The sequence below is a fragment of the Kitasatospora sp. NBC_01539 genome (assembly GCF_045040525.1).
Taxonomy (GTDB): Bacteria; Actinomycetota; Actinomycetes; order Streptomycetales; family Streptomycetaceae; genus Kitasatospora.
Genome location: NZ_CP109390.1, coordinates 5,457,764 through 5,484,028 on the forward strand (window position 1 = coordinate 5,457,764; position 26,265 = coordinate 5,484,028).

General features: G+C 74.3%; 25 protein-coding genes and 1 pseudogene. 21 read left to right on the plus strand and 5 right to left on the minus strand.

Annotated elements, in window-relative coordinates; translation table 11 throughout:
- Position 1: 1 nt before the first annotated feature.
- Both OG335_RS23640 and OG335_RS23645 read left to right on the plus strand, forming a co-directional pair.
- Positions 2 to 553, plus strand: coding sequence for a class F sortase (locus OG335_RS23640; protein WP_405015497.1), 552 nt, complete (start codon positions 2 to 4; stop codon positions 551 to 553).
- A gap of 136 nt (positions 554 to 689) precedes the next feature.
- Complete coding sequence (locus OG335_RS23645) at positions 690 to 3,209, plus strand: bifunctional lysylphosphatidylglycerol flippase/synthetase MprF (protein ID WP_405013123.1); 2,520 nt, start codon at positions 690 to 692, stop codon at positions 3,207 to 3,209.
- A gap of 23 nt (positions 3,210 to 3,232) precedes the next feature.
- Here the strand turns inward: OG335_RS23645 and OG335_RS23650 are convergent, their stop codons facing one another.
- On the minus strand, positions 3,233 to 3,670 hold the full coding sequence (locus OG335_RS23650; RefSeq protein WP_405013124.1) for an SsgA family sporulation/cell division regulator: 438 nt from the start codon (positions 3,668 to 3,670) through the stop codon (positions 3,233 to 3,235).
- 205 nt (positions 3,671 to 3,875) lie between these two features.
- Here OG335_RS23650 and OG335_RS23655 point away from each other — a divergent pair, with 205 nt between their 5' ends.
- The 7 genes from OG335_RS23655 (at position 3,876) to OG335_RS23685 (ending at position 9,521) form a co-directional block, all read left to right on the plus strand.
- On the plus strand, positions 3,876 to 4,070 hold the full coding sequence (locus OG335_RS23655; RefSeq protein ID WP_405013125.1) for a hypothetical protein: 195 nt from the start codon (positions 3,876 to 3,878) through the stop codon (positions 4,068 to 4,070).
- Positions 4,067 to 4,453: a type II toxin-antitoxin system death-on-curing family toxin gene (locus OG335_RS23660; RefSeq protein ID WP_405013126.1), complete on the plus strand. Its 387-nt coding sequence runs from the start codon at positions 4,067 to 4,069 to the stop codon at positions 4,451 to 4,453. Before OG335_RS23655 ends, OG335_RS23660 begins: the two co-directional genes overlap by 4 nt.
- A gap of 135 nt (positions 4,454 to 4,588) precedes the next feature.
- Entirely contained in the window at positions 4,589 to 6,415 is a 1,827-nt protein-coding gene (locus tag OG335_RS23665) for a DEAD/DEAH box helicase (protein WP_405015498.1), read from the plus strand.
- 234 nt (positions 6,416 to 6,649) lie between these two features.
- The gene (locus OG335_RS23670) at positions 6,650 to 6,886 is read left to right on the plus strand and encodes a TM2 domain-containing protein (RefSeq protein ID WP_405013127.1); all 237 of its coding nucleotides are present in this window, start codon (positions 6,650 to 6,652) and stop codon (positions 6,884 to 6,886) included.
- Between the two features lie 2 nt (positions 6,887 to 6,888).
- The gene (locus tag OG335_RS23675; RefSeq protein WP_405013128.1) at positions 6,889 to 7,347 is read left to right on the plus strand and encodes a DUF2752 domain-containing protein; all 459 of its coding nucleotides are present in this window, start codon (positions 6,889 to 6,891) and stop codon (positions 7,345 to 7,347) included.
- A gap of 553 nt (positions 7,348 to 7,900) precedes the next feature.
- On the plus strand, positions 7,901 to 8,551 hold the full coding sequence (locus tag OG335_RS23680) for a helix-turn-helix domain-containing protein (RefSeq protein ID WP_100889990.1): 651 nt from the start codon (positions 7,901 to 7,903) through the stop codon (positions 8,549 to 8,551).
- A gap of 163 nt (positions 8,552 to 8,714) precedes the next feature.
- Entirely contained in the window at positions 8,715 to 9,521 is an 807-nt protein-coding gene (locus OG335_RS23685; protein WP_405013129.1) for a hypothetical protein, read from the plus strand.
- A 64-nt stretch (positions 9,522 to 9,585) separates the two neighbouring features.
- Here the strand turns inward: OG335_RS23685 and OG335_RS23690 are convergent, their stop codons facing one another.
- Positions 9,586 to 10,068, minus strand: a complete 483-nt coding sequence (locus OG335_RS23690) for an Lrp/AsnC family transcriptional regulator (protein WP_405013130.1) — start codon at positions 10,066 to 10,068, stop codon at positions 9,586 to 9,588.
- 215 nt (positions 10,069 to 10,283) lie between these two features.
- Here OG335_RS23690 and OG335_RS23695 point away from each other — a divergent pair, with 215 nt between their 5' ends.
- Positions 10,284 to 10,976, plus strand: a complete 693-nt coding sequence (locus OG335_RS23695) for a VOC family protein (protein WP_405013131.1) — start codon at positions 10,284 to 10,286, stop codon at positions 10,974 to 10,976.
- 29 nt (positions 10,977 to 11,005) lie between these two features.
- Here the strand turns inward: OG335_RS23695 and OG335_RS23700 are convergent, their stop codons facing one another.
- Positions 11,006 to 11,530 carry a hypothetical protein gene (locus OG335_RS23700; RefSeq protein WP_405013132.1) on the minus strand — a complete coding sequence of 175 codons (525 nt, stop codon included), beginning with the start codon at positions 11,528 to 11,530 and terminating at the stop codon, positions 11,006 to 11,008.
- 167 nt (positions 11,531 to 11,697) lie between these two features.
- On the opposite strand from OG335_RS23700, the gene OG335_RS23705 reads away from it, so the two are divergent.
- The 4 genes from OG335_RS23705 to OG335_RS23720 all read left to right on the plus strand — a co-directional run bounded on the left by OG335_RS23705 (position 11,698) and on the right by OG335_RS23720 (position 17,420).
- Positions 11,698 to 12,414: a response regulator transcription factor gene (locus OG335_RS23705; protein WP_405013133.1), complete on the plus strand. Its 717-nt coding sequence runs from the start codon at positions 11,698 to 11,700 to the stop codon at positions 12,412 to 12,414.
- 152 nt (positions 12,415 to 12,566) lie between these two features.
- Positions 12,567 to 13,967, plus strand: coding sequence for a histidine kinase dimerization/phospho-acceptor domain-containing protein (locus tag OG335_RS23710; RefSeq protein WP_405015499.1), 1,401 nt, complete (start codon positions 12,567 to 12,569; stop codon positions 13,965 to 13,967).
- Positions 13,968 to 14,192: 225 nt separating this feature from the next.
- On the plus strand, positions 14,193 to 15,719 hold the full coding sequence (locus tag OG335_RS23715; RefSeq protein ID WP_405013134.1) for a cellulose binding domain-containing protein: 1,527 nt from the start codon (positions 14,193 to 14,195) through the stop codon (positions 15,717 to 15,719).
- Positions 15,720 to 15,929: 210 nt separating this feature from the next.
- Complete coding sequence (locus tag OG335_RS23720) at positions 15,930 to 17,420, plus strand: glycosyltransferase 87 family protein (protein ID WP_405013135.1); 1,491 nt, start codon at positions 15,930 to 15,932, stop codon at positions 17,418 to 17,420.
- Positions 17,421 to 17,623: 203 nt separating this feature from the next.
- Here the strand turns inward: OG335_RS23720 and OG335_RS23725 are convergent, their stop codons facing one another.
- Positions 17,624 to 18,040 (minus strand): SsgA family sporulation/cell division regulator, encoded by a 417-nt coding sequence (locus OG335_RS23725; protein WP_405013136.1) that lies wholly within the window; start codon positions 18,038 to 18,040, stop codon positions 17,624 to 17,626.
- A gap of 212 nt (positions 18,041 to 18,252) precedes the next feature.
- On the opposite strand from OG335_RS23725, the pseudogene OG335_RS23730 reads away from it, so the two are divergent.
- The 3 genes and pseudogenes from OG335_RS23730 to OG335_RS23740 form a co-directional block, all read left to right on the plus strand.
- Positions 18,253 to 18,348 (plus strand): annotated as a pseudogene (locus tag OG335_RS23730) (hypothetical protein); the annotation flags it as partial.
- 1,527 nt (positions 18,349 to 19,875) lie between these two features.
- A complete protein-coding gene (locus OG335_RS23735) occupies positions 19,876 to 20,373 on the plus strand; it encodes an RDD family protein (protein ID WP_405015500.1) in 498 nt (165 codons plus the stop codon).
- A 130-nt stretch (positions 20,374 to 20,503) separates the two neighbouring features.
- Complete coding sequence (locus OG335_RS23740; RefSeq protein WP_405013137.1) at positions 20,504 to 21,208, plus strand: RDD family protein; 705 nt, start codon at positions 20,504 to 20,506, stop codon at positions 21,206 to 21,208.
- An 86-nt stretch (positions 21,209 to 21,294) separates the two neighbouring features.
- Here OG335_RS23740 and OG335_RS23745 read toward each other — a convergent pair whose 3' ends face one another.
- Positions 21,295 to 21,591, minus strand: coding sequence for a hypothetical protein (locus OG335_RS23745; protein ID WP_405013138.1), 297 nt, complete (start codon positions 21,589 to 21,591; stop codon positions 21,295 to 21,297).
- A gap of 210 nt (positions 21,592 to 21,801) precedes the next feature.
- Here OG335_RS23745 and OG335_RS23750 point away from each other — a divergent pair, with 210 nt between their 5' ends.
- From OG335_RS23750 to OG335_RS23765, 4 genes are all read left to right on the plus strand, one after another.
- Positions 21,802 to 22,533: an endonuclease V gene (locus OG335_RS23750; RefSeq protein ID WP_405013139.1), complete on the plus strand. Its 732-nt coding sequence runs from the start codon at positions 21,802 to 21,804 to the stop codon at positions 22,531 to 22,533.
- Positions 22,534 to 22,691: 158 nt separating this feature from the next.
- Positions 22,692 to 23,189 carry a hypothetical protein gene (locus tag OG335_RS23755; protein ID WP_405013140.1) on the plus strand — a complete coding sequence of 166 codons (498 nt, stop codon included), beginning with the start codon at positions 22,692 to 22,694 and terminating at the stop codon, positions 23,187 to 23,189.
- A 71-nt stretch (positions 23,190 to 23,260) separates the two neighbouring features.
- Complete coding sequence (locus OG335_RS23760; protein ID WP_405013141.1) at positions 23,261 to 24,646, plus strand: WXG100 family type VII secretion target; 1,386 nt, start codon at positions 23,261 to 23,263, stop codon at positions 24,644 to 24,646.
- Between the two features lie 121 nt (positions 24,647 to 24,767).
- Complete coding sequence (locus tag OG335_RS23765) at positions 24,768 to 26,219, plus strand: S8 family serine peptidase (protein ID WP_405013142.1); 1,452 nt, start codon at positions 24,768 to 24,770, stop codon at positions 26,217 to 26,219.
- Positions 26,220 to 26,265 lie beyond the last annotated feature (46 nt).

The window sequence follows — 26,265 nt, forward strand, 5'->3', positions numbered from 1 at the left end:
GATGCTGCACGGCGGGGGCCGCATCCTGCCCCCGCTGCCCACCGCCGAGCAGGGCTTCGACGCACTGGGCGCGCCCCTGGTCGCCGCCCCGCCGATGCCGCGCGCCACACCCGTCCGCATCCGCATCCCGGCGCTCTCCGTCGACGCACCGGTCACCGGCCTGGCCCTGGACGCCGACGGGCGGCTCGAACCGCCTCCGCCGGGCGACGCCAACCTCGCCGGCTGGTACCGGGCCGGCACCGCGCCCGGCGAGCGCGGCACCGCCGTCCTCGCCGGCCACGTCGACAACGACCGCGGACCCGCCGTCTTCTACCGCCTCGGCGCCCTGCACCGCGGCGACCGGGTGGCGGTCGTCCGCGACGACCGCTCCACCGCCTGGTTCGCCGTCGACGCCGTGGTCGTCCACCCCAAGGACGACTTCCCGGACCGGCAGGTCTACGGCGCCGCCGGCACCGCCCAGGTCCGCCTGATCACCTGCGGCGGCGACTTCAGCCGGCAGACCGGCTACGACGCGAACGTCGTCGTCTACGCCCACCTGGTCCGCGCGGCCTGACCCGGCGACCGTACGAGAGGAGCCCGATGGACCGGACGCCCCCGGGCGGCACCCGCCGCCGGACGCACCCCCACCCCGCCGCCCACCGCCGCGGCGGGCGGCCCGCCCGCCCGGCCGGGCAGCGGGGAGCGGTGCGATGACCGGCACCGCGACGGCCGACCCCGCCCCGGTCCGCCCCGGACCCGAGACCGGCAGCCCCGCCCTGCGCCTCCTCGCCCGGCTCGCCGCGCAGCTGCGCCGGGCGCCGTTCACCCTCGCCCTGATCGTCGCCTTGTGGGTCGTCGGCGCCGCCACCGGCAGCCTCGGCACCGGCCCGTCCGACCGGCTGCTGCCGGACGTCGGCGTCGGCCTGCCCAGCCTGGAGGCCGGCCACTGGTGGACCCCGGTCAGTTCGCTGCTCTGGTGCTCGGGCATCGGCGCGTACGTGGTGACCACCCTGCTGCTGGCGGTGCTCGGGCCGCTCGCCGAGGTGCGGTTCGGCACCGTGCCCACCGCGGCGCTGCTGGTGGCCGGGCAGGTCGCGGGCACCCTGCTCGGCACCGCCGTCGTCCGGCTCGGCGTCGCCGCGGACGTCGGCTGGATGCAGGCCATCCAGGACCAGATCGCGGTGGGCCCCACCATCGGCCTCTTCGCCGTTGCCGCCGTGCTCAGCTACCGGTTCACCGTGCTGTGGCGCCGCCGGCTGCGACTGCTCGTCGTGCTCGTCCCGCTCGTGATGATGCTCTACGTCGGCCACCTGCAAGGGGTGCAGCGGGTCGCCGCCGTGCTCGCCGGCCTCGCGGGCGGCGCCCTGTTCCACCGCCGCGGCGGCCGTCGCCCGCACCGCGCCTCGCACACCGAGACCCGGGTGCTCGTCGCCCTCACGCTCGCCGCGGCGGCGATCGGCCCGCTCGTCGCCTCGCTGTACCAGGACGCGATCGGCCCGTTCAGCACCCTCGGCGACCTGTACTTCTCGCACGTCCCCTCGGGCGGGGAGGTGGCCGCCGCCTGCCGGGAGTCCGCGCAGGCCTGCGCACGGGCCCGTTCGACCGTCCGCTTCTTCGACTCACCCGGCCGGCTCATGGCCGCCCTGGCGCCCGTCCTGCTGCTCGTGCTCGCCGAAGGACTGCGCCGCGGCCTGCGGCTCGCCTGGTGGATCACCGTGGTGACCGAGCTCGCCTGGGTCGCCGTGCTCTGGTGGCTCCTGGCGATCCACGGCGACGACCTCACGGGCGGCGGCGGCACCGGCCTGCTCGTCGAACTGATCGGCGAGTCCCTGCTGCTGCCGGTCGCGATGCTCGTGCTCCTGGTGCTGACCCGGCGCAGCTTCGACCAGCGGCTGCCCGAGCGGGTCGAGCGCCGACTGGCCGTCCTCGTCGGCGGCACGTTCGTGCTGTGCTGCGCCGCGTACGTCGGCATCGGGCTCCTGCTCACCCGGCAGTACCGGCCGCACGCCGACGCCGCCGGCCTGGCGGCGGGCCTCCCGGCCGAGTTCCTGCCGCCCTCCTACGACGAGCTGCTGCCGGACCGTCCGATCGCCGCGGGCGGCGGCGCGCAGGCCCTGGAGATCACCGTCGGCGTGCTGTTCTGGGCGGTGACCCTCGTCGCCCTGCTGGTGGCCTTCCGGAGGCCCGCCGTGCACACCGACGCCGAGGACACCGCCCGCGCCCGGGCGCTGCTCACCGGCACCGGCGGGTCGACGCTGTCGTTCCTGTCGACCTGGGACGGGAACCACTACTGGTTCGACGAGGAGGGCCGGGCGGCCGTGCCGTTCCGGGTCGTCGCCACCGTCGCCCTCACCACCGGCGACCCCTTCGGCGAGCCCGCGGCCAGGCGCCGGGCGGTCGCCGGCTTCGCCCGGCACTGCGACACCCGCGGCTGGACCCCCTGCTTCTACAGCGTCACCGCACTGGTGCAGGAGGAGGCCGAGGCCCTCGGCTGGCGCACCCTGCAGGTCGCCGAGGACACCGTGGTGGCCCTGCCCGACCTCGCCTTCACCGGCAAGAAGTGGCAGGACGTCCGGACCTCCCTGAACAAGGCCGGGAAGCAGGGCATCACCGCCGAGTGGTGGACCTACCGCGAGGCGCCGATCGCCGTCCGCGACCAGATCCGCTCCATCTCCGAGGAGTGGGTCTCCGACAAGGGCCTGCCCGAGATGGGCTTCACCCTCGGCGGCCTCGCCGAGCTCGACGACCCGGCGGTACGGCTGCTCGTCGCGGTCGACGCCGACCGCACGGTGCACGGCCTGACCAGCTGGATGCCGGTCTACGAGGACGGCGCCCCCGTCGGATGGACGCTCGACTTCATGCGCCGCCGGGCCGAGGGCTTCCGCGGCGTCATGGAGTTCCTCATCGCCTCGGCGGCCCTCGGCTTCAAGGAGGAGGGGGCGCGCTTCCTCAGCCTCTCCGGCGCGCCGCTGGCCCGGGCCGAGGGCGACGGACCGGCGACCCCGCTGCAGCGGATGCTCGACTGGATGGGCGGCGTCCTGGAGCCGGTGTACGGCTTCCGCTCGCTGCTCGCCTTCAAGGCGAAGTTCCAGCCCGAGTACCGGCCGATGTACATGGTCTATCCCGACCCGGCCGCGCTGCCCGCGATCACCCGCGCCATCGGCAAGGCGTACCTGCCGCACATGACGCCGGCGCAGGGCGTGCGGCTGATGCGGAAGCTGTCGGAGTAGCCGCCGGGAGGGGGCGGGGGCCGTCAGCCGAGGAGTTCGGCGAGCGCCCGGTCGGTGTCCAGGAGGAGGAACTCCTGCTCCTCGGGCACCGCCAGGAAGCTCCGCAGGAGGAACCGCCTCAGGTCGGCGGTGTCGAACTGGACGAGCGCGACCCCCTCGGCGGCCCGCAGCTCGACCATGGTGCGCCCGCCGATCAGCGGGCGGACGTGCACGTCGCCCAGGCCGCTGGGGAGGTCGAGGCCGCCCGCCAGCAGCCGGCGGGCGAACACCCACTCGACCTCGGGCGGGGCCTCCGGCAGGGCCTCGCCGTCGAGCGAGAACTCGGCGGGGAAGAGCATGCGGACGGCGAGCGGGTCGTCCGCGCGGTAGCGCAGCGTGACGCGCAGGGTGGCCGTGCGGTGGGTGGTGACGAAGAGCCGGGCCTGGACGGCCTGCTCGACGGTGAGGGGCGCTGCGGACATATCGGTTCCTCCCGGTGTCGTCCTGCCCCGGAGTTCGCGGACGGAACGTGTGACGTGTGTGGATTCTGTGACGGCTGGGGCGGGCGCCCCGGGGGAGGGGAGTCGGGCGACACGCCGTCCTTACCCGGGCGCTGCTGTGACCCGCCTCACAGCAGCCGTCGAAATCCGGTACCGCGGGGCGCCGCCCGGCCCGTACGGTCTGCGGATGACCGAGCAGGAGCAGGAGCAGGAGCAGGAGCAGGAGCACGGGCCGGCGCCGGGGTTTCCGCGGGAGGAGCCGGCGGGCGGGCGCCGGCCGGACGCCGCGGGGCGGGCCGGGGGTGTCCCGGAGGAGGTCCGCCGCCTCGGGGCGAAGTACGCGGACCGGCACGCCGAGCTGCTGAGGAGGCTGGGGGAGTGAGGTACCTCGACGTTCCCGAGCTGCTGGAACTCGCCGTGCTCGGCTGCCGGGGCCGCCCGGCCGAGGTGCGCGAGCCCGGGCTGCTCGACTCGGCCGCCCACCGGCCCGGCGCCGAGATGTTCGGCGTGCAGGCGTACGACGGGCTCTTCCCGAAGGCCGCGGCGCTGCTCCACTCGCTCGCCGCGAACCACCCGCTGGTGGACGGCAACAAGCGGACCGCCTGGATGGGCACGGTGGTTTTTCTCGACCTCAACGGCGCCGACATGGCGGACGTCGACCAGGACGCCGCATACGCGCTGGTGGTGGCCGTGGCGGCGGGCGAGATCGCCGACGTCGGCGTGATCGCGGAGCGCCTGCGGGCCCTGCACGGGGGTCGAGCCTGACCCGGTACCGTGACGGCGCCCGGTAGGCTGGGCTGGTTGTCCGACCGCCGCCCGACCGCGGGCTGGGGCCGAGAAAACCGCCCTGACCTGCGACGATCCCCTCCGGAGCCCGTGAGTACCGCCGCCGCTTCCCCGATGTCGCCGCTGTTCTCCGACGCCGCGCCCGCCGCGCCCGTCCGAGCCTCCGGCACGAGCAACGCCTCGCACCACCTGTCGCCCGCCTTCCCGGGCCGCGCCCCCTGGGGCACGGCCGGGAAGCTGCGCGCCTGGCAGCAGGGCGCGCTGGACGCGTACATCGAGAAGCAGCCGCGGGACTTCCTCGCGGTCGCGACGCCGGGCGCCGGCAAGACGACCTTCGCGCTCACCCTGGCCTCGTACCTCCTGCACAACCACCTGGTGCAGCAGATCACGGTCGTCGCGCCGACCGAGCACCTGAAGAAGCAGTGGGCGGAGGCGGCCGCGCGGATAGGCATCCGGCTCGACCCGGCGTACTCCTCGGGGCCGCTGTCGAAGGACTACCACGGCGTCGTCGTCACGTACGCGGGCGTCGGGGTCAACCCGATGCTGCACCGCAACCGCACCGAGGCCCGCAAGACCCTCGTCGTCATGGACGAGATCCACCACGCCGGTGACTCGAAGTCCTGGGGCGAGGCGTGCTTCGAGGCGTTCGAGCCGGCCACCCGGCGGCTCGCCCTGACCGGAACGCCCTTCCGCTCGGACACCAACCCGATCCCGTTCGTCGGCTACGAGGCCGACACCGACGGGCTCCGCAAGTCCGTCGCGGACTACACGTACGGGTACGGCCACGCGCTCGCCGACCACGTCGTGCGCCCCGTGATCTTCCTCTCGTACAGCGGCAGCATGCGGTGGCGCACCAAGGCCGGCGACGAGCTGGAGGCCCGCCTCGGCGAGCCGATGACCAAGGACCTCATCGCGCAGGCGTGGCGCACCGCGCTCTCCCCGCAGGGCGAGTGGATCCCGAGCGTGCTGCAGGCCGCCGACCGGCGCCTCACCGAGGTCCGCAAGGCCATCCCGGACGCCGGCGGCCTGGTCATCGCCACCGACCAGAACGTCGCCCGCGCCTACGCCAAGCTGCTGCGCGAGATCACCGGCGAGAAGGTCACCCTGGTGCTCTCCGACGAGAGCGAGGCCTCGCAGCGGATCTCCGACTTCGCGGCCGGCGACTCCCGCTGGATGGTCGCGGTGCGCATGGTGTCGGAGGGCGTCGACGTGCCCCGGCTGTGCGTCGGCGTGTACGCGACCTCGATCTCCACCCCGCTCTTCTTCGCGCAGGCCGTCGGCCGCTTCGTCCGCGCCCGCAAGCGCGGCGAGACGGCGTCCGTCTTCCTGCCGACCATCCCGATGCTGCTCGGCTTCGCCAACGAGATGGAGCTGCAGCGCGACCACGTGCTCGACCGGCCGAAGAAGGAGGGCGAGGGCCTCTTCGACGAGGAGGACCGGCTGCTCGCCGAGGCCGAGAAGGCCAACGACGGGGCGGACACGGGCGCCGAGGAGTTCTCCTACGAGGCGCTGGGCAGCGACGCGGTCTTCGACCGGGTGCTGTACAACGCCATGGAGTTCGGCATGCAGGCGCACCCGGGCAGCGAGGAGGAGGAGGAGTACCTCGGCATCCCGGGCCTCCTGGAGCCCGACCAGGTGCAGATGCTGCTGCAGAAGCGCCAGCACCGGCAGATCCAGCGCTCCAAGGCCAAGCCGGCCGAGGAGGCCGACCTGATCGAACTCCCCGCCGAGCAGCGCCCGGTGGTGACCCATCAGGAGCTGCGGGAGCTGCGCAAGGAGCTGAACGCGCTGGTGGCCGCCTGGCACCACCGCACCAGCCAGCCGCACGGGACGATCCACAACGAGCTGCGCCGCCAGTGCGGCGGACCGCTCACGGCGCAGGCCACGGCGAACCAGCTGAACGCGAGGATCGCCTGCATCCGGGAGTGGGCGAAGGCCTGAGGGCGCCTTCGGTCGGGTGGTGGACGAACGGTCCTTGGGCGAAGGGTCTCCGGGCGAAGTTTCACGTCTTGGCAAAGAAACTGTGGAGACACGGGGTCGGATGATCCGTTAATCTTCCGCGTGCCTGGTGGCGCTGCGCTCCGCACGGAGCTGCACATGCGTCCACCCGTCCCACATGCCGAGACTTCGCCGTCCCGAACGGTGAGTCGGCCATGCACTTCCAGAGGAGCCCCAGTGGCGTACAACGCCGACAACACCCAGCTGTCCGACAAGTCCAAGGTCGTCGCCGGCCTCCTGCAGATCTTCCTCGGCGGCTTCGGCATCGGCCGCTTCTACACCGGCCACGTCGGCATCGGCGTCGCCCAGCTCCTCACCTGCGGCGGCCTCGGCGTCTGGGCGCTGATCGACGGCATCATCTTCCTCGTCAGCGACACCCGCACCGACGCCCAGGGCCGGAAGCTCCGCGCCTGACCATGCGTCCGGCAGCGCGACGACACCCGCACCCCCGGCCCGGGAGCAGCACCCGGACCGGGGGTGCGGGGCGTGCCGCGGCAGCGCTCCGCCACCCCGCGGCCGGCCCGCTCGGCCTGCTCGCCGCCGGCCTCGCGGGCGCCGCGTACCTCCGCACCCGCGACCCCCACCTGCCCGGGCAGTTCCTGCCGTTCTGCCCCGTGCACCGGCTCACCGGCCTGCAGTGCCCCGGCTGCGGCGGCACCCGCATGGCGTACGACCTGCTGCACGGCGACCTCGCCGCTGCCTGGCACGACAACGCCGCACTGCTCCTCGTGCTCCCGCTCGTCGCCGCCTGGTACCTCGTGGCCCTGCGGCACGGACTGGCCGGCCGCCGCTGGAGGCCCGCGTCCAGGCCCGGCGCCGTCCCGGCGCTCCTCGTGGCGGCCGGCCTGTGGACGATCGGCCGCAACCTCTTCTGACTCCTCCGCCCGGCCCGTCGTCCACCGCCCGTCGCCGGGCGCCCGCTGTCGACCGCGGGCCGGCGACCCGGCGCTCGCGGGCCGGCGACCCGGCGCTCGCGGTGCCCCGTCGACGAGCCGGGCGGACGGGGGTGGTGTGAGCAGGTGGACGTGCGCCCCTGAACGGGTACGCGTGCGCCCCCACGGGAGGGCCGGCGGACCGCCCGACCGCCGCGGCCGACGCCCGGCCGGTGTCCGCACTCCGGTCAAATATCGAACACGCGAGCGGCACGGCCTTGTGATTTGGGCGCGATGTCATGATTTGGGCCACGACTTTTTGCTGATGTTGACCGAATTTTGGACAACTACTTCCGCAGCCCCGGCCGCGTTCACTACCTTTCCCCCACGCTCTCTCGAACGACCACCCACAGCCGAGACGGGCACCGCGGAGTTGTGCCCTCGTCGATGACGCCGAGACCTCCTCCGGCGCGGACAACCCCACCTGCGCGTGACACCCCCGTCCCGGCCCGCCTTCCGTCGGCGCCGGCGACGCCGCGGAAAGGATTTGCGCGTCGTGACTGCCGAAACATCCCAAACCCTGGACCGCGGTGTCCGGGTCCTGAAACTCCTCGCCGACTCCGAACGCGGGCTCACCGTCACCGAGCTCGCCGCCCGGCTCGCCGTCAACCGCACCGTGGTCTACCGCCTGCTCGCGACCCTGGAGCAGCACGGCCTCGTACGCCGCGACATCGGTGGCCGCGCCCGCGTCGGCCTCGGCGTCCTGCGCCTCGCGCACCGCGTCCACCCCCTGCTGCGCGAGGCCGCCCTGCCCGCCCTCCGCAGCCTCGCCGAGGACCTCGGCGCCACCGCCCACCTCACCCTCGTCGACGGCAACGAGGCCCTGGCCGTCGCCGTCGTCGAGCCCAGCTGGACGGACTTCCACGTCGCGTACCGCACGGGCCTGCGCCACCCGCTCGACGAGAGCGCGGCCGGCCGCGCCATCCTGGAGGCCCGCGGCTTCCCTAACCAGCGCCGCCCCGAGCAGGGCTTCGTGATCACCCGGGCGGAGGAGCAGTCCGGTGCCAGCGGCGCCGCGGCCGCGCTGCTCGGACTCAGCGGGATCGAGGGCAGCGTCGGCGTCGTGATGCTCAACGGGCTCGTGCCCGAGCGGGTCGGACCGCGGGTCGTCGAGGCCGCCACCGAGGTGGCCGACGCACTGCGCTGACCTGGGGCCCGTCCGGCGGTCGTGTCCCGGCGGTCCGGCGGTCGTGCCCGGCGGCCCCGGTGGTCCGGCGGTTGTCGTCCGGCGGCCGGGCGGTCGCCGACGCGCTGCGCCGACCGGGCCCGGCCGGCCGCGGGGCCGGCCGCCGGTGTGGTTCGATGCGGGTGTGTCTGACGCAAAGCTGCCCCCGGCCCTGACGGCCCCCCGGACCCGCGCCCTCACCCTGTGCGGCGGACTGGTGCTCGCGCTCTTCGGCGTGGCCGCGTTCGCGCCGCTGCCGTTCACGCTGACCCGGCCGGGCGTCACCGCGGACACCCTCGGCACCTACAACGGGGCCCCGGTCATCACCGTCACCGGCGTGCCCACCCGGACCACCAGCGGGCAACTGCGCGCCACCACCATCTCCGCCACCAACGCGGGCGAGGAGATCAGCTTCCGGACGGCCGTGGTGGCCTGGGTCCGCGGCGACGAGGCGGTGCTGCCGAGCGACGCCGTCTACCCCCAGACCGACCCGGGCGACGCGGAGAAGGAGACCGCGCACCAGATGACCGAGTCGCAGGACAGCGCCACCGCCGCGGCCCTCTCCTACCTCCACCTCTCGCCGTCGCAGGTGACCGTGAAGATCGACCTCGGCGACATCGGCGGCCCGAGCGCCGGACAGATGCTCAGCCTCGGCATCATCGACAAGCTCAACGGCAACGGCCACGGCGGCGACCTCACCGGCGGACGCGTCATCGCCGGCACCGGCACCATCGACGAACAGGGCGTCGTCGGCGCGGTCGGCGGCATCCCGCTCAAGACCCGCGCAGCGGCCCGCGACGGCGCCACCGTCTTCCTGGTGCCGAAGAGCGAGTGCTCCGATGCCAAGGTCGACACCCCGGACGGCCTCCGGCTCGTACCGGTCACCACGCTCGCGTCCGCCGTGGCCGCGCTCGACGCCCTCGACAAGGGCGGCGCCGTACCGTCCTGCTGACGGCGTGGCGCCCGGGCCGAGTCGCCCGGGCCCTGCGTACGAGGTGCCGACGGGCCGGCCCCGGTCACTCCCGGGCGGCCTGCTCCACCAGCGGGAGGATGCGGTACGACACCGGGTTCTCCAACGCGATCGCGGTCGAGGCCCGGACGATCCCGTCGAACCCCACCACCCGGTCGATCACCCGCTGGAGGTCCGCGTTGGAACGCGCCACGATCCGCACCAGCATGTCGCCCTGCCCGGTGATGGTGTGGAGCTCCAGCACCTCCGGCACCGCGGCCAGGTGCGCCCGGACGTCGGCCCCCTGACCTTGCGAGATCTCCAGCGTCGCGAAGGCCGTCACCGGGTAGCCGAGCGCCGCCGGGTCGACCTGCGGGCCGAACCCGCCGATGACCCCCCGCGCCTGCAGGCGGTCCAGCCGGGCCTGCACCGTGCCGCGGGCGACCTGCAGCCGGCGCGAGCACTCCAGCACGCCGATCCGCGGCTCCTCGCTGAGCAGGCGGATGAGCTTGCCGTCGAGCGGGTCGATGGCGTCGTTGGGGGAGTGCACGGCTGCTCCGTCCGGTGGGCGGGCCGACCGGGAGCCGGCGCCGGTGGGCAATCTGTCCAGTCGGTGCCGTCATTGTCGGCCCGTCCGGCACAGCTTGCCCAGGAGGAAACGGAACACTTGCGCAGCGGTGTGAGCCACGCCACTCTCCTGCACACCCCGCGGGCGGCCCCCGCACCGTCGCCGTACCGTCCCGGGGACGACCGGGGAGGCCCGCCATGCCCGAGCACGCCCACCGCTCCGACCACGTCCACGGCTTCGAACACCTGCATCAGGCCGAGCCCGTCCGCCGCACCGAGCCCGTCCGCCGCACCGGGCCGGTCCACCACGCCGGGCCGGTCCACCAGGCCGGGCCGGTCCACCAGGCCGGGCCCGTTCTTCCCGTCGGGCCCGCGGGCGGCTCCGGGCCCGCGTACGGCCCCGGGGAGGGAGACCACGGCGCGTACGCCCACGGGCCCACCTGCCTGACCGACGCCGTCGTGCTCGCCGTGCACGACGCCGACCGGGCGGCCCGGCACTACCGGACCGTGCTCGGCATGCGCGGCATCGCGTACGCCGGACCGGAGACCGGCAGTCCGCACCTGCGCTCGTACGTGCTGGAGTGCGGCGGCGCACGGTACGTCCTGAGCTCGGCCACCCGGCCCGGCGGGCGGCTCGCCCGCCATCTCGCCGACCACGGGGAGGGCGTCGTCGAGCTCGCCCTGCGCGTGCCCGACGCGTACTTCGCGTTCGACTACGCCGTCGACCGCGGCGCGGAGGCCGTCACCGAGCCGTACGAGCTGAGCGACCGTCACGGCACGGTGGTGATCGCGGTCATCGGCACGGCGGGCCCCATCCGCCACACCCTGGTCGACCGCACCCGCTACGCGGGGCCGTACCTGCCCGGCTACCTGCCCTTCCCGCCCGGGTAGCCGACCCGCCGGGACACTCCTGCCGGGGCTCAGCGGACGACGGTCTGCACGTCCGGTGCGTGGCCGTTCCAGGTGACGAAGACGGAGTTGGCGCTGTCGTCCTTCGAGAAGTCGATGCGCATCCAGTGGTCGCCGTTCCAGACCTGCATCTGCCAGCCGGCGTCCGGGGTCGCGGAGACGAGCTCGGCACGGTCGGGCCGGATGTCCAGCGCGACCCTGCCGCCCGGCACCAGGTAGCTGTGCACCGTCGTCGGCGTGCTCGGCTTCTTCGTCCGCGGCGGCTGCGTGGTCGCCGTGCGGATCGGGCTGGGCAGCGTCGGGCTGCCCGAGGGGGTCGGGGCCGACGGGGACGGCGACTGCGCAGCCGACGGGGACCCGTCTCCGGACGACGTCGCCGGCGGCAGGCTCAGCCCCGCCGCCGTCGGCAGCGGCACCGCCTGCGGCCGCTCCGACCCTGCCTCCGACAGCACGGCGTGCACGCCGCTCCAGGACAGGGCGACCGCCGCTCCGGTCGCCACCGCCCAGGCCCCGATCTGTACGATTCCGTTGCGCATTGTGCGGACATCCTGCCGTATCGGGCCCGGTCACGGGCGGGCGGGCCGGTCGATCCCGCCGACGCCGGGTGCAGCCCGCGCGGCGTGCCCGGCAGCACTGCGGCAAACCGTCACATTCCGTTCCCGGTACAGACCAATGGCGGCCCGATGCCGTACCGTGCAGGGCCATGGCAACAGTGCTCGTGGTCGAGGACGACCCCTTCGTACGCTCCGCGCTGATTCGACACCTGGCCGAGACCGGCCATGCGGTGCGCAGCGTCGGCACCGCGTTGGAGGCACTCCGCGAGGTCGCCCAGGTCGGCTGCGACCTGGTGATCCTCGACCTCGGCCTGCCCGACCTCGACGGCAGCGAGGCGCTGAAGATGATCCGCGGCCTCACCGACGTGCCGGTGATCATCTCCACGGCCCGTGACGACGAGGCCGAGATCGTCCGGCTGCTCAACGCCGGCGCCGACGACTACCTCGTCAAGCCGTTCTCCGGCGAACACCTGACCGCCCGCATGACCGCCGTGCTGCGCAGGCTCGGAGGCGGCAGCGCCCCCGCACCCCAGGTGCTGCGGGTCGGCGGCCTCGCGATCGACGTCCAGCGCCGCCAGGCCGCGCTCGACGGACGGGCGCTCGACCTGACCCGCCGTGAGTTCGACCTGCTCTCCTTCCTCGCCGCCCGGCCCGGCGTCGTCGTGCCGCGCAAGGAGATACTCGCCGAGGTCTGGCGCCAGACGTACGGCGGCGACCAGACCATCGACGTCCACCTCTCCTGGCTCCGCCGCAAGCTCGGCGAGACCGCCTCCAGCCCGCGCTACCTGCACACCGTGCGCGGTGTCGGTGTACGCCTGGAAGCGCCGCGGAGCACGGCCGCCGATCCGGTGGGCCTCCCGACATGAGTCCGCGTGGTGCCAGGCCGCCCGGCCGGACGGCCTCCGTCGCGCCGCCGCCGCCCGGGCCGGCGACCGGCAAGGCGTCGGGACAGGTGACCGGTACGACGTCCGGGCAGGGTGCCGGGCAGGCTCCCGGCCGGACGCGCTTCACCCGCTCGCTGCGGTGGGCCCTGATCAAGGCCGCCGTCGCCGGGACGACGATGGTCGCGCTGGCGTTCCTCATCCCGCTCGGCCTGATGGTGCAGCAGACCGCCAGCGACCGCGCCTTCACCGCTGCGGAACGCCAGGCCGCCGCCCTCGGCCCGGCCCTCGCCATCACCACCGACCAGGACCCGATCGCGCGCGCCGTCGCCTCGACCGACGCCGGCGCGCACGACCGCGTCGCCGTCCACCTGCCCTCCGGCGCGGTGGTCGGCGAAGGCCGGGCGACCTCCTCCGACATCGCCACCGCGGGCGGCGACGGGGGCGCCGGCACCGTCCGCTCCTTCACCGTGAGGGTCGCCGGGGGCTTCGCGCTGCTCCAGCCCGTCGCCGTCGAGAACGCCCGGGTCGCCGTCGTCGAGGTCTACGTCGCCGAAGCCGACCTCACCCACGGGGTCGGCACCGCCTGGCTGGTGCTCTCGCTCGTCGCCCTCGCCCTGGTGGCCATCGCCGTGCTCGTCGCCGACCGCACCGGCGCCCGGATCGTCGGCTCCGCCCGTCGGCTCGCCTCCGCCGCCCGGTCGCTCGGGTCCGGCAACCTGACCGTCCGCGTGCCCCTCGACGACGCCCGAGCCCAGGGCGCACCCGAGGAGCTCCGCGAGGCCGGGCGCGCCTTCAACACCATGGCCGACCGCGTCGTCCACCTCCTCGCCGCCGAACGCGAACTCGCCGCCGACCTCTCCCACCGGCTCCGCACCCCGCTCACCGTGCTCCGCCTCAACGCCGCCTCGCTCGGCGACGGCGACGCGGCCGACGCCACCCGGCACGCCGTCGCCCAACTGGAGCGCGAGGTCGACCAGATCATCAGATCGGCCCGGCGCGGCCGCGAGGAGACGCCCGCCGTCGTCCTCGGCTGCGATGCCGCCGAGGTCATCCGCGAACGGGTCGGGTTCTGGTCCGCCCTCGCCGAGGACGAGGGCCGGCCCTGGCAGCTCGCCGGGGCCGACGCTCCCGTCCAGGTGCCCGTGCAGCGCGGCGACCTCGCCGCCGCGATCGACGCCCTGCTCGGCAACGTCTTCCGCCACACCTCGATGGGCACTGCCTTCGCCGTGGACGTCCTGGCCACCGACACGTCCGTCATCGTGCTGGTCGGCGACGCCGGCCCCGGCTTCGACGACCCCGACGCCGCCATCGAACGCGGGGCCGGCCACGGCGGCGAGGGCTCCACCGGGCTCGGCCTGGACATCGCCCGCAAGCTCTCCGAGGCCACCGGCGGCGACCTCGCCCTCGGCCGCTCGGCCGGGCTCGGCGGCGCGGAGATCCGGATGCGGCTCCACACCGGCCCGGCCGAGGAACCCGCGCGCGCAGGGCGGCGCCGCGGCGTCCGGCCCGGCCGGCGTCGCGCGGCCCGGCTGTAGGCCCGGGTGCAGGCCCGGCTGACGTCCGCGGGCCGGGTATCGGCCCGGGTGCAGGCCCGCGGGTGGTACCGGCGGGTGCCGCCGGGGGGAGTTCCTTAACGGCACCCTAAGGGAGACCTACCCCTCTCTGAGCAGGGGGTTTGCGGCCGTTACGGGCCGGTAGCGTCTGCGGCGCCCGGGCTCGTCGAGACCCGGCCCGACCCTCTCAGCGGAGGTACGCAGACCATGCCGAGCCAGCCCACCCGACGTCAGGGCCACCGCCGTCGCAGCCGCAAGGGCACGATCATCGGTGCCTCCGCGATCGCCACCGTGATCGTCACCGGCGGTGTGGTCGCGCTCGCCACGTCGGCCGGAGCCGCCTCGCTCGGCGCGGTCTACAGCCGTACGAGCGCCTGGGAGACCGGCTACACCGGTCAGTACGTGGTCACCAACCCGGCCACCGCGCCCATCGACGGCTGGACCCTGAGCTTCGACCTGCCGGCCGGTGCCAAGATCTCCTCGCTCTGGAACGCCGGCTTCACCGTCTCCGGCCAGCACGTCACCGTCAAGCCGGAGGCGTGGAACAAGCGGATCGAGCCGGGCCGGACGGTCGACGTCGGCTTCGTCGTGCAGGGCTCCGGCGGCGCGCAGGCCGAACCCGCCCACTGCCTGATCAACGACGTCTCCTGCTCCACCGGCACCGGCCCGACGCCCACCCCCACCGGCCGCCCCACCACCCCCGCGCCGAGCCCCTCGGCCACCGCCACCACGGCGAAGCCGACCGTCACCGCCACGCCCACCCCCACGGCGACGACGCCCACCCCGACGCCCACCGCCACCGCCGACCCGTCCGCCGGCGGCCGCTTCGCCCCGTACGTCGACACCTCGCTCTACCCGGCGTTCGACCTCGTCGGCACCGCCAAGGCGACCGGGGTGAAGACCTACAACCTCGCCTTCCTCGTCTCCGGCGGCGGCTGCACCCCGAAGTGGGGCGGTGTCAGCGACCTCACCACCGACGCCGTCGCCGCGCAGATCGGCGCGCTCCGGGCCGCGGGCGGCGACGTCCGGGTCTCCTTCGGCGGCGCCAACGGCAGCGAGCTCGCCACCGCCTGCTCCTCCGCGACCGACCTCGCGGCCGCCTACCAGAAGGCCGTCGACGCCTACGGCCTCACCAAGGTCGACTTCGACATCGAGGGCGGCGCGCTCGCCGACACCGCCGCCAACACCCGGCGCGCCCAGGCCGTCGCCCAGCTCCAGCGCACCGCCGCCGGCAAGGGCCGCACCCTGGACGTCTCCTTCACCCTGCCCGCCCTGCCCACCGGCCTCACCCAGGACGGCATCAACCTCGTCGCCGGGGTGAAGAGCGCCGGCGTGAAGATCGGCGCCGTCAACATCATGGCGATGGACTTCGGCGACGGCGTCGCCCCGAACCCGCAGGGCCGCATGGGCAAGTACGCCATCGACGCCGCCACCGCCACCCAGGCCCAGGTGAAGAGCGTGCTGGCGCTGAGCGACGGCGCCGCATGGGCCGCGGTCGCCGTCACGCCCATGATCGGCGTCAACGACGTCGCCACGGAGGTCTTCACCGTGGCCGACGCCACCCAGCTCGCCGAGTTCGCGAAGACCAAGCACCTCGCCTGGCTCGCCATGTGGTCGGGCACCCGCGACAAGGCCTGCCCCGGTGGCGCCAAGGCCTACGCCGACGCCAGCTGCAGCAGCATCGACCAGCAGCCGCTCGCCTTCACCCGCGCCTTCGGCGCGTACACCGGCTGACGACCTCGCCCGGTGACGGGCGCGACCGCGGTGGCACCCTCCGGATCACGGGGCCGGAGGGTGCCACCGCGTCGTCGTCCGTCACCGGGCGCCGGTGCGGCAGTGCCCGGTGCCAGGCGGCCGGCCGACCGGCGGCGACTCGGCGACCGGGGAACCGGTGAGGGCTTCAGGTAGTGTCGCTAGCTGGTTCACCGGCGGACGGAGCAGAACGTGACAGCGGTGCGAGAGGCCGACCGGACACCCCGGCGGCAGCCCGGACACCCGCCCGAGCAGGCTCCCACCGGTGGCGGCCCGGCCTCCACCGCGCTGGTCCGGGCCCTCCGGGAGGCGCCCCGCAGGCCGCTCGCCGCGGCCGCTGCGGTGGCCCTGGTGTCGCTCCTCGCGTACGCGACGGTCCGGCACTTCGTCGGCACCTCGATGGTCGACATGATCGTCTACCGGGCGGAGGGCGCCGCCGTCGCCCACGGCGGCGACCTGTACGCCCTGCGGGTCACCGAGTGGAACCTGCCCGCCACCTACCCGCCGTTCGCCGCGATGCTGTTCGTGCCGACCACGTGGTTCGGCATCGGATTCCTCCGGATCGCCATCACGGCCGGCAACATCGTGCTGCTCGGCGTGCTCGCCCACCTCGCCTTCCGGCTGGTCGGCTGGCCGCGCCGCGAGGTCAGGCCGGTCGGCGTCGTCCTCGTCGCCGGCCTCGGCGTCTGGCTCGAACCCGTCTTCACCACGCTCCGGTACGGGCAGATCAACCTCGCCCTCGCCTGCCTCGTGCTCTGGGACCTCACCCGGGCCGACCACCGGACCGACGGCCCCGGCCGCCGATCCCTCCTCGGCCGTCTCCCCAGGGGCGTCGCGATCGGCATCGCCGCCGGCATCAAACTCACCCCGGGGCTGTTCGCGGTCTACCTGCTGATCACCGGACGCGTGCGAGCCGCGATCACCGCCGGGCTCACCTTCCTCGCCACCGTCGCGGTCGGCGCACTCGTCCTGCCCGACGCCACCTACGGCTTCTGGACGAAGTACCTCTACGACTCCACCCGGGTCGGCAAGACCGAGATCGTCGACAACCAGTCCGTACGCGGCGCGGTCGCCCGCCTGCTCCACTCGGCGGACCCGGGCACCCTCGCCACCCTGGCCGGGGCCGCCGTGGCCGTCGCCGGGCTCGCCGTCGCCGCCTGGGCCCACCGCAGCGCGCGGTGGCTGCCGCGCGGCGAGGCCTGGGGGATCTGTTGCGCAGCGGTCACCGCGGTGCTCATCTCGCCGATCAGCTGGACCCACCACTGGGTGTGGTGCGTGCCCGTGCTCGTCCTGCTCGCCGCCGAGGCCGCCCACGAACGCTCGCGACCGGCCGCCGTCCGACGGCTGCGGTGGCGGCCGATCCTCGCGGCGACGCTGCTGGCCTTCCTGTCGTTCGGCATGTGGGTCGTCCCGCACAAGGGCGACCTCGACCTGCACCTCTCGCCGCTGCACCAGCTGCCGGCAGCGGTGTACCCGCTGGTGGGTGCCGGCTTCCTCGCCGTCGCCGCGGCGCGGGTGGGCGCACGTCGACGGGCTGCCGGCGCGCCCATGCTCCGGCTGCCGCGGCAGCGGCTCGCCCCGGTGACCCGGGTGACCCGGGTGGCCCCGGTCGCCCCGGTGGCGGACGTGCCGGTGGGCGACGCGTCGGTGGTCGAAGGGCCGGTGGCCGACGCTCCGGCGTAGCGCGCTCCGGCGGTGGACGTCCGAGGGCGGGCGTACCGTTCGATCCGGGGAGCGGCCGCGCCCGGCCGGCAGTGGACGTTCACCGCCGCGTGAACGGTGACGCCGGTTCGGCGTTCACCCGAGGGCGGACGCTCACCGTGCGCCCGGCCCCCTGCCCGTCCTGCCCGCGCCGTCCGAACGGTTCGCCCGCCGACGGCGCGGCCTCATGCGAGCAGCTCGGCCAGACAGTGGTCCATATCCAGCGCGGCCAGTTCCCGGCCCGGCGGCACCAGCCGGTGCGCCCGCTCCAGCCAGCCGGCGACCACCGCCAGAGGGGCCTCCAGCAACGCGTCGCCGGCGGGCGAACTCAGCGCCAGGCACAGCACGCTGCGCCTCCCGGCCCGGGTCGGCCAGATCCGCACATCGCCCTGCCCGCAGGGCCTGAACGTGCCCTCCACCAGCAGTTCCCGAGAGAACACCCACGTCACCGGCGACCCCGTGTCCAGGTGGAAGGTGACGTGGACGGCGAACGGGTCGTGGCTGCCGTACGACAGTCGTGCCGGTACCGAGACGCTCCGCTCGGGGGACAGCACCAGCTCCACGTCAAGCTCCAGCTCGACCACGCTCGGGCTCTGTTCCATGACGGCATCCCTCTCCGCTCGCGTCCGGGCCGTTCCGGCCCTTCGGAAGGGGAGAGCGGCGCGGGCGGGCTCTCTTACACACCTTTCGGAACTTGTCATTTACGGACAACGCCCGAGGAGTCGACGGTCGAGGTACTACCCTTTGTGACTGCGTGGCGACTGTCCGCCTGCACATCCGAGCGCCTTCGGCGCGGCCACGAAAGAAGAACCGCATGACGGACCGGCCCCACGGCAGCGCGGACACCGCCGTCGGCCCCGTGCCGGGCTACTACCCGGACCCCTCCATCCCGGGTTTCGTCCGCTACTGGGGCGGAACCGCCTGGGTTCCGGGCACCACGCGCCCCGCTCCGGTGGAGGGCGAGGTGTTGGAACCTCCGCGGATGCGGAGCCGCCAGGCCGCCGCCCCGGCCGTGCCGATGCCCGTCGTCCCACCGGTGGCCGCGCCGCCCGCCACCCCTTCGGACGCCGCCCCGTCGGCCGCTGCCCGGTCGGACGCCGCCCCGTCGGCCGCGGCTTCGGGGAGCGACGGGAGGCCCGGTACGGGCCCGTCGCCTGAGCGTGCGCGCCCGGCAGGGGCTCCGGCGGAGGTTGAGGCAGCCGCGCACCCGGTCGTCGCCGGGCCTTCGTCCACGCCGCCGACGCCGTCCGGGCCGTCCGAGCCGCATGGGTCGGGGTCGGGATCAGGGCCGGAGACCCGGACCGGGCCGTCGTACTTCGACGAGACCTCGGGCGGCGCATCCTTCGTGATGGCGCCGCAGGGCGAGCTGGAGGTCCGGCCGCGCGCCGATGTCGAGCCGCTGCGGTCCGAGGCCGAGGCCCTTCGTCCGGTGCCGCCCGCAGACCTGCGTCCGGCGGACCTGCGCCCTGCGGCGGTCCCCGGAGCGAGGTCGATGCCGGGGGCGGTGTCGCAGGCCGGTCCGGCCGTAGCCACGGCGGGCGGCGCGCGGGTGGCTGCTCCCGCGCTCGGGTCGGGCTGGCAGGCGGACCCGCAGGCACAGCGAGGTCTGCTGGAGACGGGTGCCGCGCCGCGTTGGGTGTCGTGGGGTGTCCTCCCCGCGGCTGCCGGGGGTCCGGGGGCGATGGCGGCGGACGGCCGCCCGTCCGGCGCCGACCATCCGGCCGCGCCGCCGTCCTTCCCGGCCCCGGCGCCGGTGCGTGCCCTCCAGGCGGAGCCCGACCCCGGGCCGGAGCCCCGGACGGTCGGCGAGTCGGAGGACGAGGCCGTCCCCGAGGCCGGGGGTGGGTACGAGCCGACCGGCGTCAGGGCCGTGGGACCCGCCACTGCTCCGGCCGCCGGTCCTGCTCCGGCCGCCGTCGGTCCTGCGCCGAGCACCGTCGGGACTCTCGCGTCGGGTCAGGAGCGGTCTGGCTCCCGTACTGCCGGTGCCGGTGCCGGTGATGCCGGTGCCGGTGATGCCGGTGTCGGGTCCGGTGTGCACCGGACCGAGCGGGCGCCGAAGCCGGTGGACGCCGGGGCTGTGGAAGCCGGGGCGGGGAGCGCGCCCGCGTCCGCGGCGCCGGTGTCTGCGGCGCCGGTGTCCGCGGCGCCGGTGTCTGCGGCGCCGGTTGCCGCCGTACCCCTGGCCGCCGTTTCCGCGGCCTCCGCGCCCGCCGTCGAGCCTCCCGCCGCCGGATCCCCCGCTTCCGGGCCCACCGTCTCCGCGCCCCCTGCGCGGCTGCGCCCGACGGCCGCCCGCAGGACCGCCGGGGCGGCCGTCTCGGTATCCGGCTCGGCGCCGTCCCCGAAGGTCCCGCGGCCCGGCGTCGCCGGTACCGAGCGGGGGAAGCCGGCCCGCGGTCGAAGAAGCACCGAGCGGGAGCGTCCCGCGCCGCTGGTGTCCGCCGGGCTGGGGCGGCGGTGCGCGGCCCGGATCGTCGACATGCTGGTGTCGGCCGTGGTGGCTGCCGCAGCCGGGGTGCCGCTGGCCGCTTCGGCTGCCGCGCACGTGCGGGAGAAGGTCGAGCAGGCCCGAGCGGCGTCCACGCTGGCCGGCCGCGAGGTCACGGTGTGGCTGGTCGACGGCGTCGTGATCGGCAAGGTGGGGGTGCTGGTCGGCGTCCTCGTGGTGCTGGGCGTCCTGTACGAGGTGCTGCCGACCGCGCGCACCGGCCGGACGCTCGGCAAGCGGTTGGTGCGGATCCGGGTGGTGGACGTCCGCCGCCCGGGCGGCGGAGGTCGGCCACCGTCGTCGGGCCGGTCGTTGTGGCGGTGGATCGTCAGGCAGACGGCGGTGCTGCTGCTGCCGCTGGCGCTGCCGTGGGTGCTGCTGGACCGGCGTTCGCGCCGCGGCTGGCACGATCGCGCGGCGGGGACCCGTGTGGTGAAGGGCTGAGACGCCGTCATCCCGGGTGACGGCCCGTCCGCTCGTGACGGTGCCCGCGGGGCGCGCGGGGCCCGCGACAACGTATCGAAACGGTCCAGATGTCCCGATTTCGCGGCATTTGCAATGTTCTACTCGGTGCATGAGCACCCACGACCCCTCAGCCCAGGAGCCGGAAGGGGGCGGCACGCCCTCCTTCGACAAGCAGCCCCCGCCCGAGGGCACGCCGTCCGGTGCGCCGTCCGACCCGTACGGCACGCCTCCGCCTCCTCCCGCGTCCGGCAGCCCGTACGACGCCCCAGGTGACTACGACGCCGCGTACGGGGCCCCGCCGCCGTCCGGCTTCGGTGCGCCGCCCGGTGGCGCGGGTGGCGCGGGTGCTCCCGGTCCGGCGGGTGCGCCGGGAGCGGGACCGGGACCCGGTATGCCCCCGCTCGGCAGCTGGCCCAACCGCATCGTCGCGCAGATCGTCGACTACGTGCTGGTGCAGGCCGTCGCCGTGCTGGTGGTCCTGCCGTTCGCCAGTCTGGGCAAGCAGGACGGGTGGGTCAGCGCCACCTGGCTCGGCTACCTGCTCTACCTGGTCTACGACGGGCTGATGCTCAGCCGCGACGGGCAGACGCTCGGCAAGAAGCTGATGAAGGTCAGGGTGGCCATGCTGGTCGACGGAAGCGTCCCGACCCCTGCGGCCGCCTGGACCCGGTCCGCCACCTTCGTCGTGCCCGCGCTGATCTGCTGCGGCGCGCTGTGGTGGCCGATCGACGGCCTGTTCGGCGTCTTCGACAAGCCGTACCGCCAGTGCATCCACGACAAGGCGGCCAAGACCGTCGTCGTCTCGACGGCCTGACGGCCGACCGCCGACCGTCGCCGGAAGGCTGCCGCCGGAAGGCCGCGGGGAGGCGCCTGCCCGGTCCCGTGCGATGCGGCCCGGCGTCAGCGCCCGGCGTACTCGGGGCGCGGCCCCGGCACCCCGGCGCTTCCCGCGCCGGCACCGGCGCCCGCCGCGGCCGACGCGACGCGGGCGCCGGACCGTGTGGCACGCGCCAGCTGCCGCTGGCTGGAGAGCGTCATCAGCAACGCGGTCGCGAGTGAGCCGAGGGTCACCGCGAAGACCATCAGCACCACGACCTCGAACACGGACGTGGCGCCCGAGACGGCCAGCAGGGCGACGGCCGAGGCGACGACGGTGAAGGTGCCGGTGCAGAGCTGAGGGAGAGTCGGGCGCGGCATGGCATTCAGTCCTTCACACGGGGTCGGATGTCGGGTGTCCGCTCGGTGGGGATCCTGTGAGAGGTGTACCCAGCACGGAGGGCCTCTACGTCCAGCCTAATCCGGCATATGCGCCGCACGAGGGGCGCACGGGCTCACGGGCGGCCGCAGCCGACGCCACGGGGCTGCGCCCCTCCCGTCGTAGCCGCTCGGTACGGTGGCCCTCCGGACATGACGGGCCCGACACGACGGGCCCGGACACGACGTGACGCAGGGGGAGACGTGACCGTACCGGTGGACTGGCCCACCGACGAGGCCGCCGCCGTGGCCGAGCAGCTGCGCCTGCGGCCACGGGTGTCCACGGCCGGCCCCGCACCGGCCGCGGGATCGCTGGTGGCCGGGGTGGACGTCGCGTACGACGACGAGCGGGACGTCGTCGCGGCGGCGGCGGTGCTCCTCGACTGCGCCACCCTCGACGTCGTGCACGAGGCGACGGCCGTCAGCCCGGTCGCCTTCCCGTACCTGCCCGGGCTGCTGGCCTTCCGTGAACTGCCCGCCGTCCTCGCAGCCCTGGACGCCCTCCCGGTGGCGCCCGGTCTGGTGGTGTGCGACGGCTACGGCGTCGCCCATCCCCGCGGCCTCGGGCTCGCCAGCCACCTCGGCGTCCGAACCGGCCTGCGCACCCTGGGCGTCGCCAAGACCGCCTTCACGTTCGACCACGAGCCGCCCGCAGCGGAGCGCGGCGCGTACTCCCCGCTGCTCGACGGCGACGGCGCCGAGGTGGGCCGGGCCGTCCGCACCCGACAGGGCGTCAAGCCCGTGTTCGTCTCGGTCGGCCACCGCATCGGGCTGGACGAGGCGGTGGAGACCGTCCTCGCCCTCACCCCGTCCTACCGCCTCCCCGAGACGACCCGTCGCGCCGACTCGCTCTGCCGCCGCGCCCTGGCCCGGGCCGTCGCCTGACGGTCCGCCGTGAAAATGCCGCGGAGCAGCGGTGCAGGTCAGCCCCGGGGTCGCCGACCAGCCTGTGAGGGGCCGTTCTGGCCTGACGTGGCATGTGTTAGACATAAGGGTTAGACCTGGGACATGACGTGAGGACGTACGGGGGAGGCACGACGGACGTGAGCACGGGGAGCGGTTCGAGCGGGGGTTCCGGCGCCGGCTACCGCGTGGAAGTGGACAACCTGCGGGCGTTCGCCTCGCAGGTACGGGGATTGCTGGGCGAGTTCGAGGCGTCCGCGAATGGATCGCGGGTGCACGGACAGAGCGGTGTCGGCCGCTCGGCGTTCGGCACCTTCCCGGAAGCCGAGGCACTGCATGCCAAGTACGAGCTCATGCGGGACAACCTTCGCATCGTGCTGGACCAGATCCAAGGCACGATCGAGGCTGCTCAGCGGAAGGCCGAGCTGACGGCGACCAACTACGAGGACCAAGAGCACGAGACCTCGCGGACGCTGAAGGTGAACAGCGACGGTTGGTCGGTGGGCAATACGGCCACGCCGTCACCCGCCTCCTACAATCCGGCCGCCTCCAACCGGGCCGGTGGGCCGGCTGTCGGCCCCAAGGGGCCGACGGGTACCTCTCCGGCAGGCAGCGGCGATCCGCAACCGTCATGGTGACTGGGGTCGTCCTCTCAGGGAGGGCACTCAGGTGATGACGGGTTCGGGACGGGGACGGAGGGCCTCCACGCATGGGTAACCGGTACAGCAACTTCAACGACCACAGCCACGCGGCGATGATCGACATGGTGCAGTCCATGGACTCCGGCGGAGTCATGGCGGCCAGCGATCCCTGGCGCAACGCCGCGTCCACGCTCAAGCAGATCCGCACGGCGCTCAACACCGCTTCTGCCGACGCCACGTCGTCGTGGGAGGGTGCAACGAGCGATGCCTTCCACACGAAGATGACGAACCTGGCCGACGTGGTCAACAACGCCGCCGCGTACGCCAACGACGCCGCTGTCGCGCTGGAGATGATGTCCGAAGCCATCGACACCGCGAAGCGGGACATGCCGGAGGAGCCCGGCTTCTGGGACAAGGCCGGTGACGCGATCAGCGATACGGCCAAGTCCACCGTCGGCGTCGACGACGAGGACACCCGTACGGGTGTTGCGGACGAGAAGAAGGCCCAGGCGGTAGCCGTCATGGAGGTCCTGGCGACCAAGTACCGCGCCGCCACGACGTTCCTGAAGCCTCCCCGACCCGGCATCGACGATGAGATCACCGACCTTCCCCCGTCGGATTCGGGCGGCGCGGGTGCACTCGCCGGCCTGATCATGGGTGGAGGAATGGGCTTCGCCGGAGCCGGCCAGAGCTCGTCCGGCACTGCTGCGCGGGCGAGTTCCTCCCGGACGTCGCCCCAGGGTGCAGTGACCGCACCCAAGCAGTCGGCCGGACCCACGGACTCGGGGATCAAGGGCGGAACGGCGAATCCGACGCCTACCCCGAAGGCTCCGAGCGGTCCGGGCACCGGCATCGACGGCGTGGTGACCGGGGTCAAACCGGGTGCGCCGGGCAGCGGTACCGGTGCGGGCGGGCTCGTCAACGGTGCTGGTGACGGAGGCATCCACGGTGTCGGCGGCGTCAAGGGCGGGGGCGGTGCGACCGGTGTCACGATGACCGGACCGACGGGTGGCACCGGCCTGGTCCGAGGATCCGGTTCGACCACGGGTGGCACCGGCCTGGTCCGAGGATCCGGTTCGACCACGGGTGGTACGAACACCGGCGCCGGACGTGCCTTCGGCGCTTCCGGCATGGGTGAGGGCGGAGCAGGCGCAGGCAAGGGCGGTGCCGGCGGGCGTTCGGGTGCCGTCGGCCGTCGCGCCGGAGGCGTGATCGGCGAGGCCGGTGGTACGGGTCGTGGCGGCGGAGCCTTCACCGAGGGCGGGTCCGGTCTCGGGCGCGGCCGTGGAGCGGCCGGTCAGGGCGCGGCAGGCCAGGGCCACGGCGGTATGCCGGGCAGCTCCCAGGCCGGGAAGAAGGAGAAGAAGAAGGGCTCGGACCGTCCTGACTACCTGGTAGAGGACGAGGAGACCTGGGTGTCGGGGGACCGGGTCAATCCGAACGTGGTGGAATGAATCCGGCTCCCGTGGGCGCCAATTGACCGGCCGCCCCGCAAAGCAGACGAACCTGCCGAGCGGGGCGGCCGCCGACGAGTGGGGTGACGAAGGCTTGACGACCAGCCGACCGATGCGCGGTATGGCCGTGTTGGCCACCGGCGCTCTGCTGTGGGGTCTGAGTGCGTGGCCGGCGGCCGCGGACTCCGTGCGCGACGGCCAGTGGCCACTGAAGCGGTACAACGTCACGGCAGAGGTCTGGCCGATCAGCCAGGGCGAGAACGTCGTTGTCGGTCTGATCGACAGCGGTGTGAAGGCCGACCACCAGGACCTGGCAGGCCAGGTGCTGCCAGGCGCCGACTTCAGCGGGAACCAGAGCGACGGCCGCGTCGACACCCTTGGCCACGGGACGTCCATGGCCGGGATCATCGCGGGTCATGGCCACGGGGGATCGTCCGGCATCAGCGGACTCGCACCCAAGGCGAAGATCCTCCCGATCCGTATCGCCCTTGCCGTCGGCGGCGAGATCGACAGCGGGTCGAGCGAGCGTCTGCCGGAAGCCATCCGCTATGCGGTGGACCACGGCGCGAAGGTCATCAACATGTCCTTCGGCGGCGGCGCGGACGAGGACACTCGTGACGCGATCAAGTACGCGGTCGACAAGGATGTCGTTCTGGTCGCCGGGGCGGGGAACAACGGCGATCAGGGTCTCCCCGTCGAGTACCCCGCAGCAGTTCCCGGAGTGGTCGCGGTCAGCGCTGTCGACCAACAGGGCGCGAGCTGGGCGAAGTCGAACAAGGGGCCGGAGATCACCCTGGCAGGGCCAGGGGTCGGTATCTACGCGGTCGACTTCAAGTCCACCTCCTCGTACCACATGAGCAACGGCACCTCCGACGCCACCGCCTACGTCTCCGCCATCGCGGCCCTCGTGCGCTCGAAGTACCCGAACCTGTCGGCCGGGCAGGTCATCAACCGCATGATCAAGTCGGCCGTGGCCCCGCCCGACAAGTCGGCCGTTCCCAACGAGCGGTACGGGTACGGGATCGCCTCGGCGAAGGGCGCACTGGCGCCCAACCCTGAGGTCGACGGCGGGCCGAAGGAGAACCCGCTGCTGTCGCGGGCGGAGTCGCGGGGGCCCGGCGGCACGGACGCGCCGTCCTCGCCGGCCGCCTCCAAGCCCGCGGGTGGCGGGGATTCCACTGCGGTGGGTACCTCCTCCGGCAGCAGCGAGGGCGGCATCCCCGTCTTCGTCCTGATCGTCGTCGCCGTGCTCGCCGTGGTCGTGGTCGGCGGCATCATCGTGCTGGTCAAGCGGTCGCGCGGCAACGGCGACGGCGGCGGCCCCGGCGGTGGGGGCGGTGGCTTCGTGCCGCCGACCGCACCGCCGCCCTACGGGCCGGGCGCGCAGCACTTCCCATCGCAGGCGCAGCCGCCGTACACGGGGCAGGGGCAGGGCGCGCCGCAGCCCCCGCACGTGGGCCAGGGGCAGCCGCAGGCGTACGGGGCCGGCGGGCCCTACCAGCAGCAGCCGTACCAGCAGCAGTTCCCGCCGCAGCAGCCGCCTGCGGGCGGCGGTGGCGGCCAGTACCGCTGACACGCCTACGAACGGTGTACGATCCGCCGTTCCCGACGGCCCTTCA

Excerpts from the sequence above, each read along its gene's own strand:
- OG335_RS23655 (WP_405013125.1), top strand. The coding sequence starts at position 3,876 with ATGACCGAGCAGGAGCAGGAGCAGGAGCAGGAGCAGGAGCACGGGCCG.
- OG335_RS23700 (WP_405013132.1), bottom strand. The coding sequence starts at position 11,530 with ATGCGCAACGGAATCGTACAGATCGGGGCCTGGGCGGTGGCGACCGGA.
- OG335_RS23705 (WP_405013133.1), top strand. The coding sequence starts at position 11,698 with ATGGCAACAGTGCTCGTGGTCGAGGACGACCCCTTCGTACGCTCCGCG.
- OG335_RS23745 (WP_405013138.1), bottom strand. The coding sequence starts at position 21,591 with ATGCCGCGCCCGACTCTCCCTCAGCTCTGCACCGGCACCTTCACCGTC.
- OG335_RS23650 (WP_405013124.1), bottom strand. The coding sequence starts at position 3,670 with ATGTCCGCAGCGCCCCTCACCGTCGAGCAGGCCGTCCAGGCCCGGCTC.
- OG335_RS23640 (WP_405015497.1), top strand. The coding sequence starts at position 2 with ATGCTGCACGGCGGGGGCCGCATCCTGCCCCCGCTGCCCACCGCCGAG.
- OG335_RS23715 (WP_405013134.1), top strand. The coding sequence starts at position 14,193 with ATGCCGAGCCAGCCCACCCGACGTCAGGGCCACCGCCGTCGCAGCCGC.
- OG335_RS23740 (WP_405013137.1), top strand. The coding sequence starts at position 20,504 with ATGAGCACCCACGACCCCTCAGCCCAGGAGCCGGAAGGGGGCGGCACG.
- OG335_RS23765 (WP_405013142.1), top strand. The coding sequence starts at position 24,768 with ATGGCCGTGTTGGCCACCGGCGCTCTGCTGTGGGGTCTGAGTGCGTGG.
- OG335_RS23645 (WP_405013123.1), top strand. The coding sequence starts at position 690 with ATGACCGGCACCGCGACGGCCGACCCCGCCCCGGTCCGCCCCGGACCC.
- OG335_RS23725 (WP_405013136.1), bottom strand. The coding sequence starts at position 18,040 with ATGGAACAGAGCCCGAGCGTGGTCGAGCTGGAGCTTGACGTGGAGCTG.
- OG335_RS23760 (WP_405013141.1), top strand. The coding sequence starts at position 23,261 with ATGGGTAACCGGTACAGCAACTTCAACGACCACAGCCACGCGGCGATG.
- OG335_RS23750 (WP_405013139.1), top strand. The coding sequence starts at position 21,802 with ATGACGGGCCCGACACGACGGGCCCGGACACGACGTGACGCAGGGGGA.
- OG335_RS23675 (WP_405013128.1), top strand. The coding sequence starts at position 6,889 with ATGCGTCCGGCAGCGCGACGACACCCGCACCCCCGGCCCGGGAGCAGC.
- OG335_RS23695 (WP_405013131.1), top strand. The coding sequence starts at position 10,284 with ATGCCCGAGCACGCCCACCGCTCCGACCACGTCCACGGCTTCGAACAC.
- OG335_RS23665 (WP_405015498.1), top strand. The coding sequence starts at position 4,589 with ATGTCGCCGCTGTTCTCCGACGCCGCGCCCGCCGCGCCCGTCCGAGCC.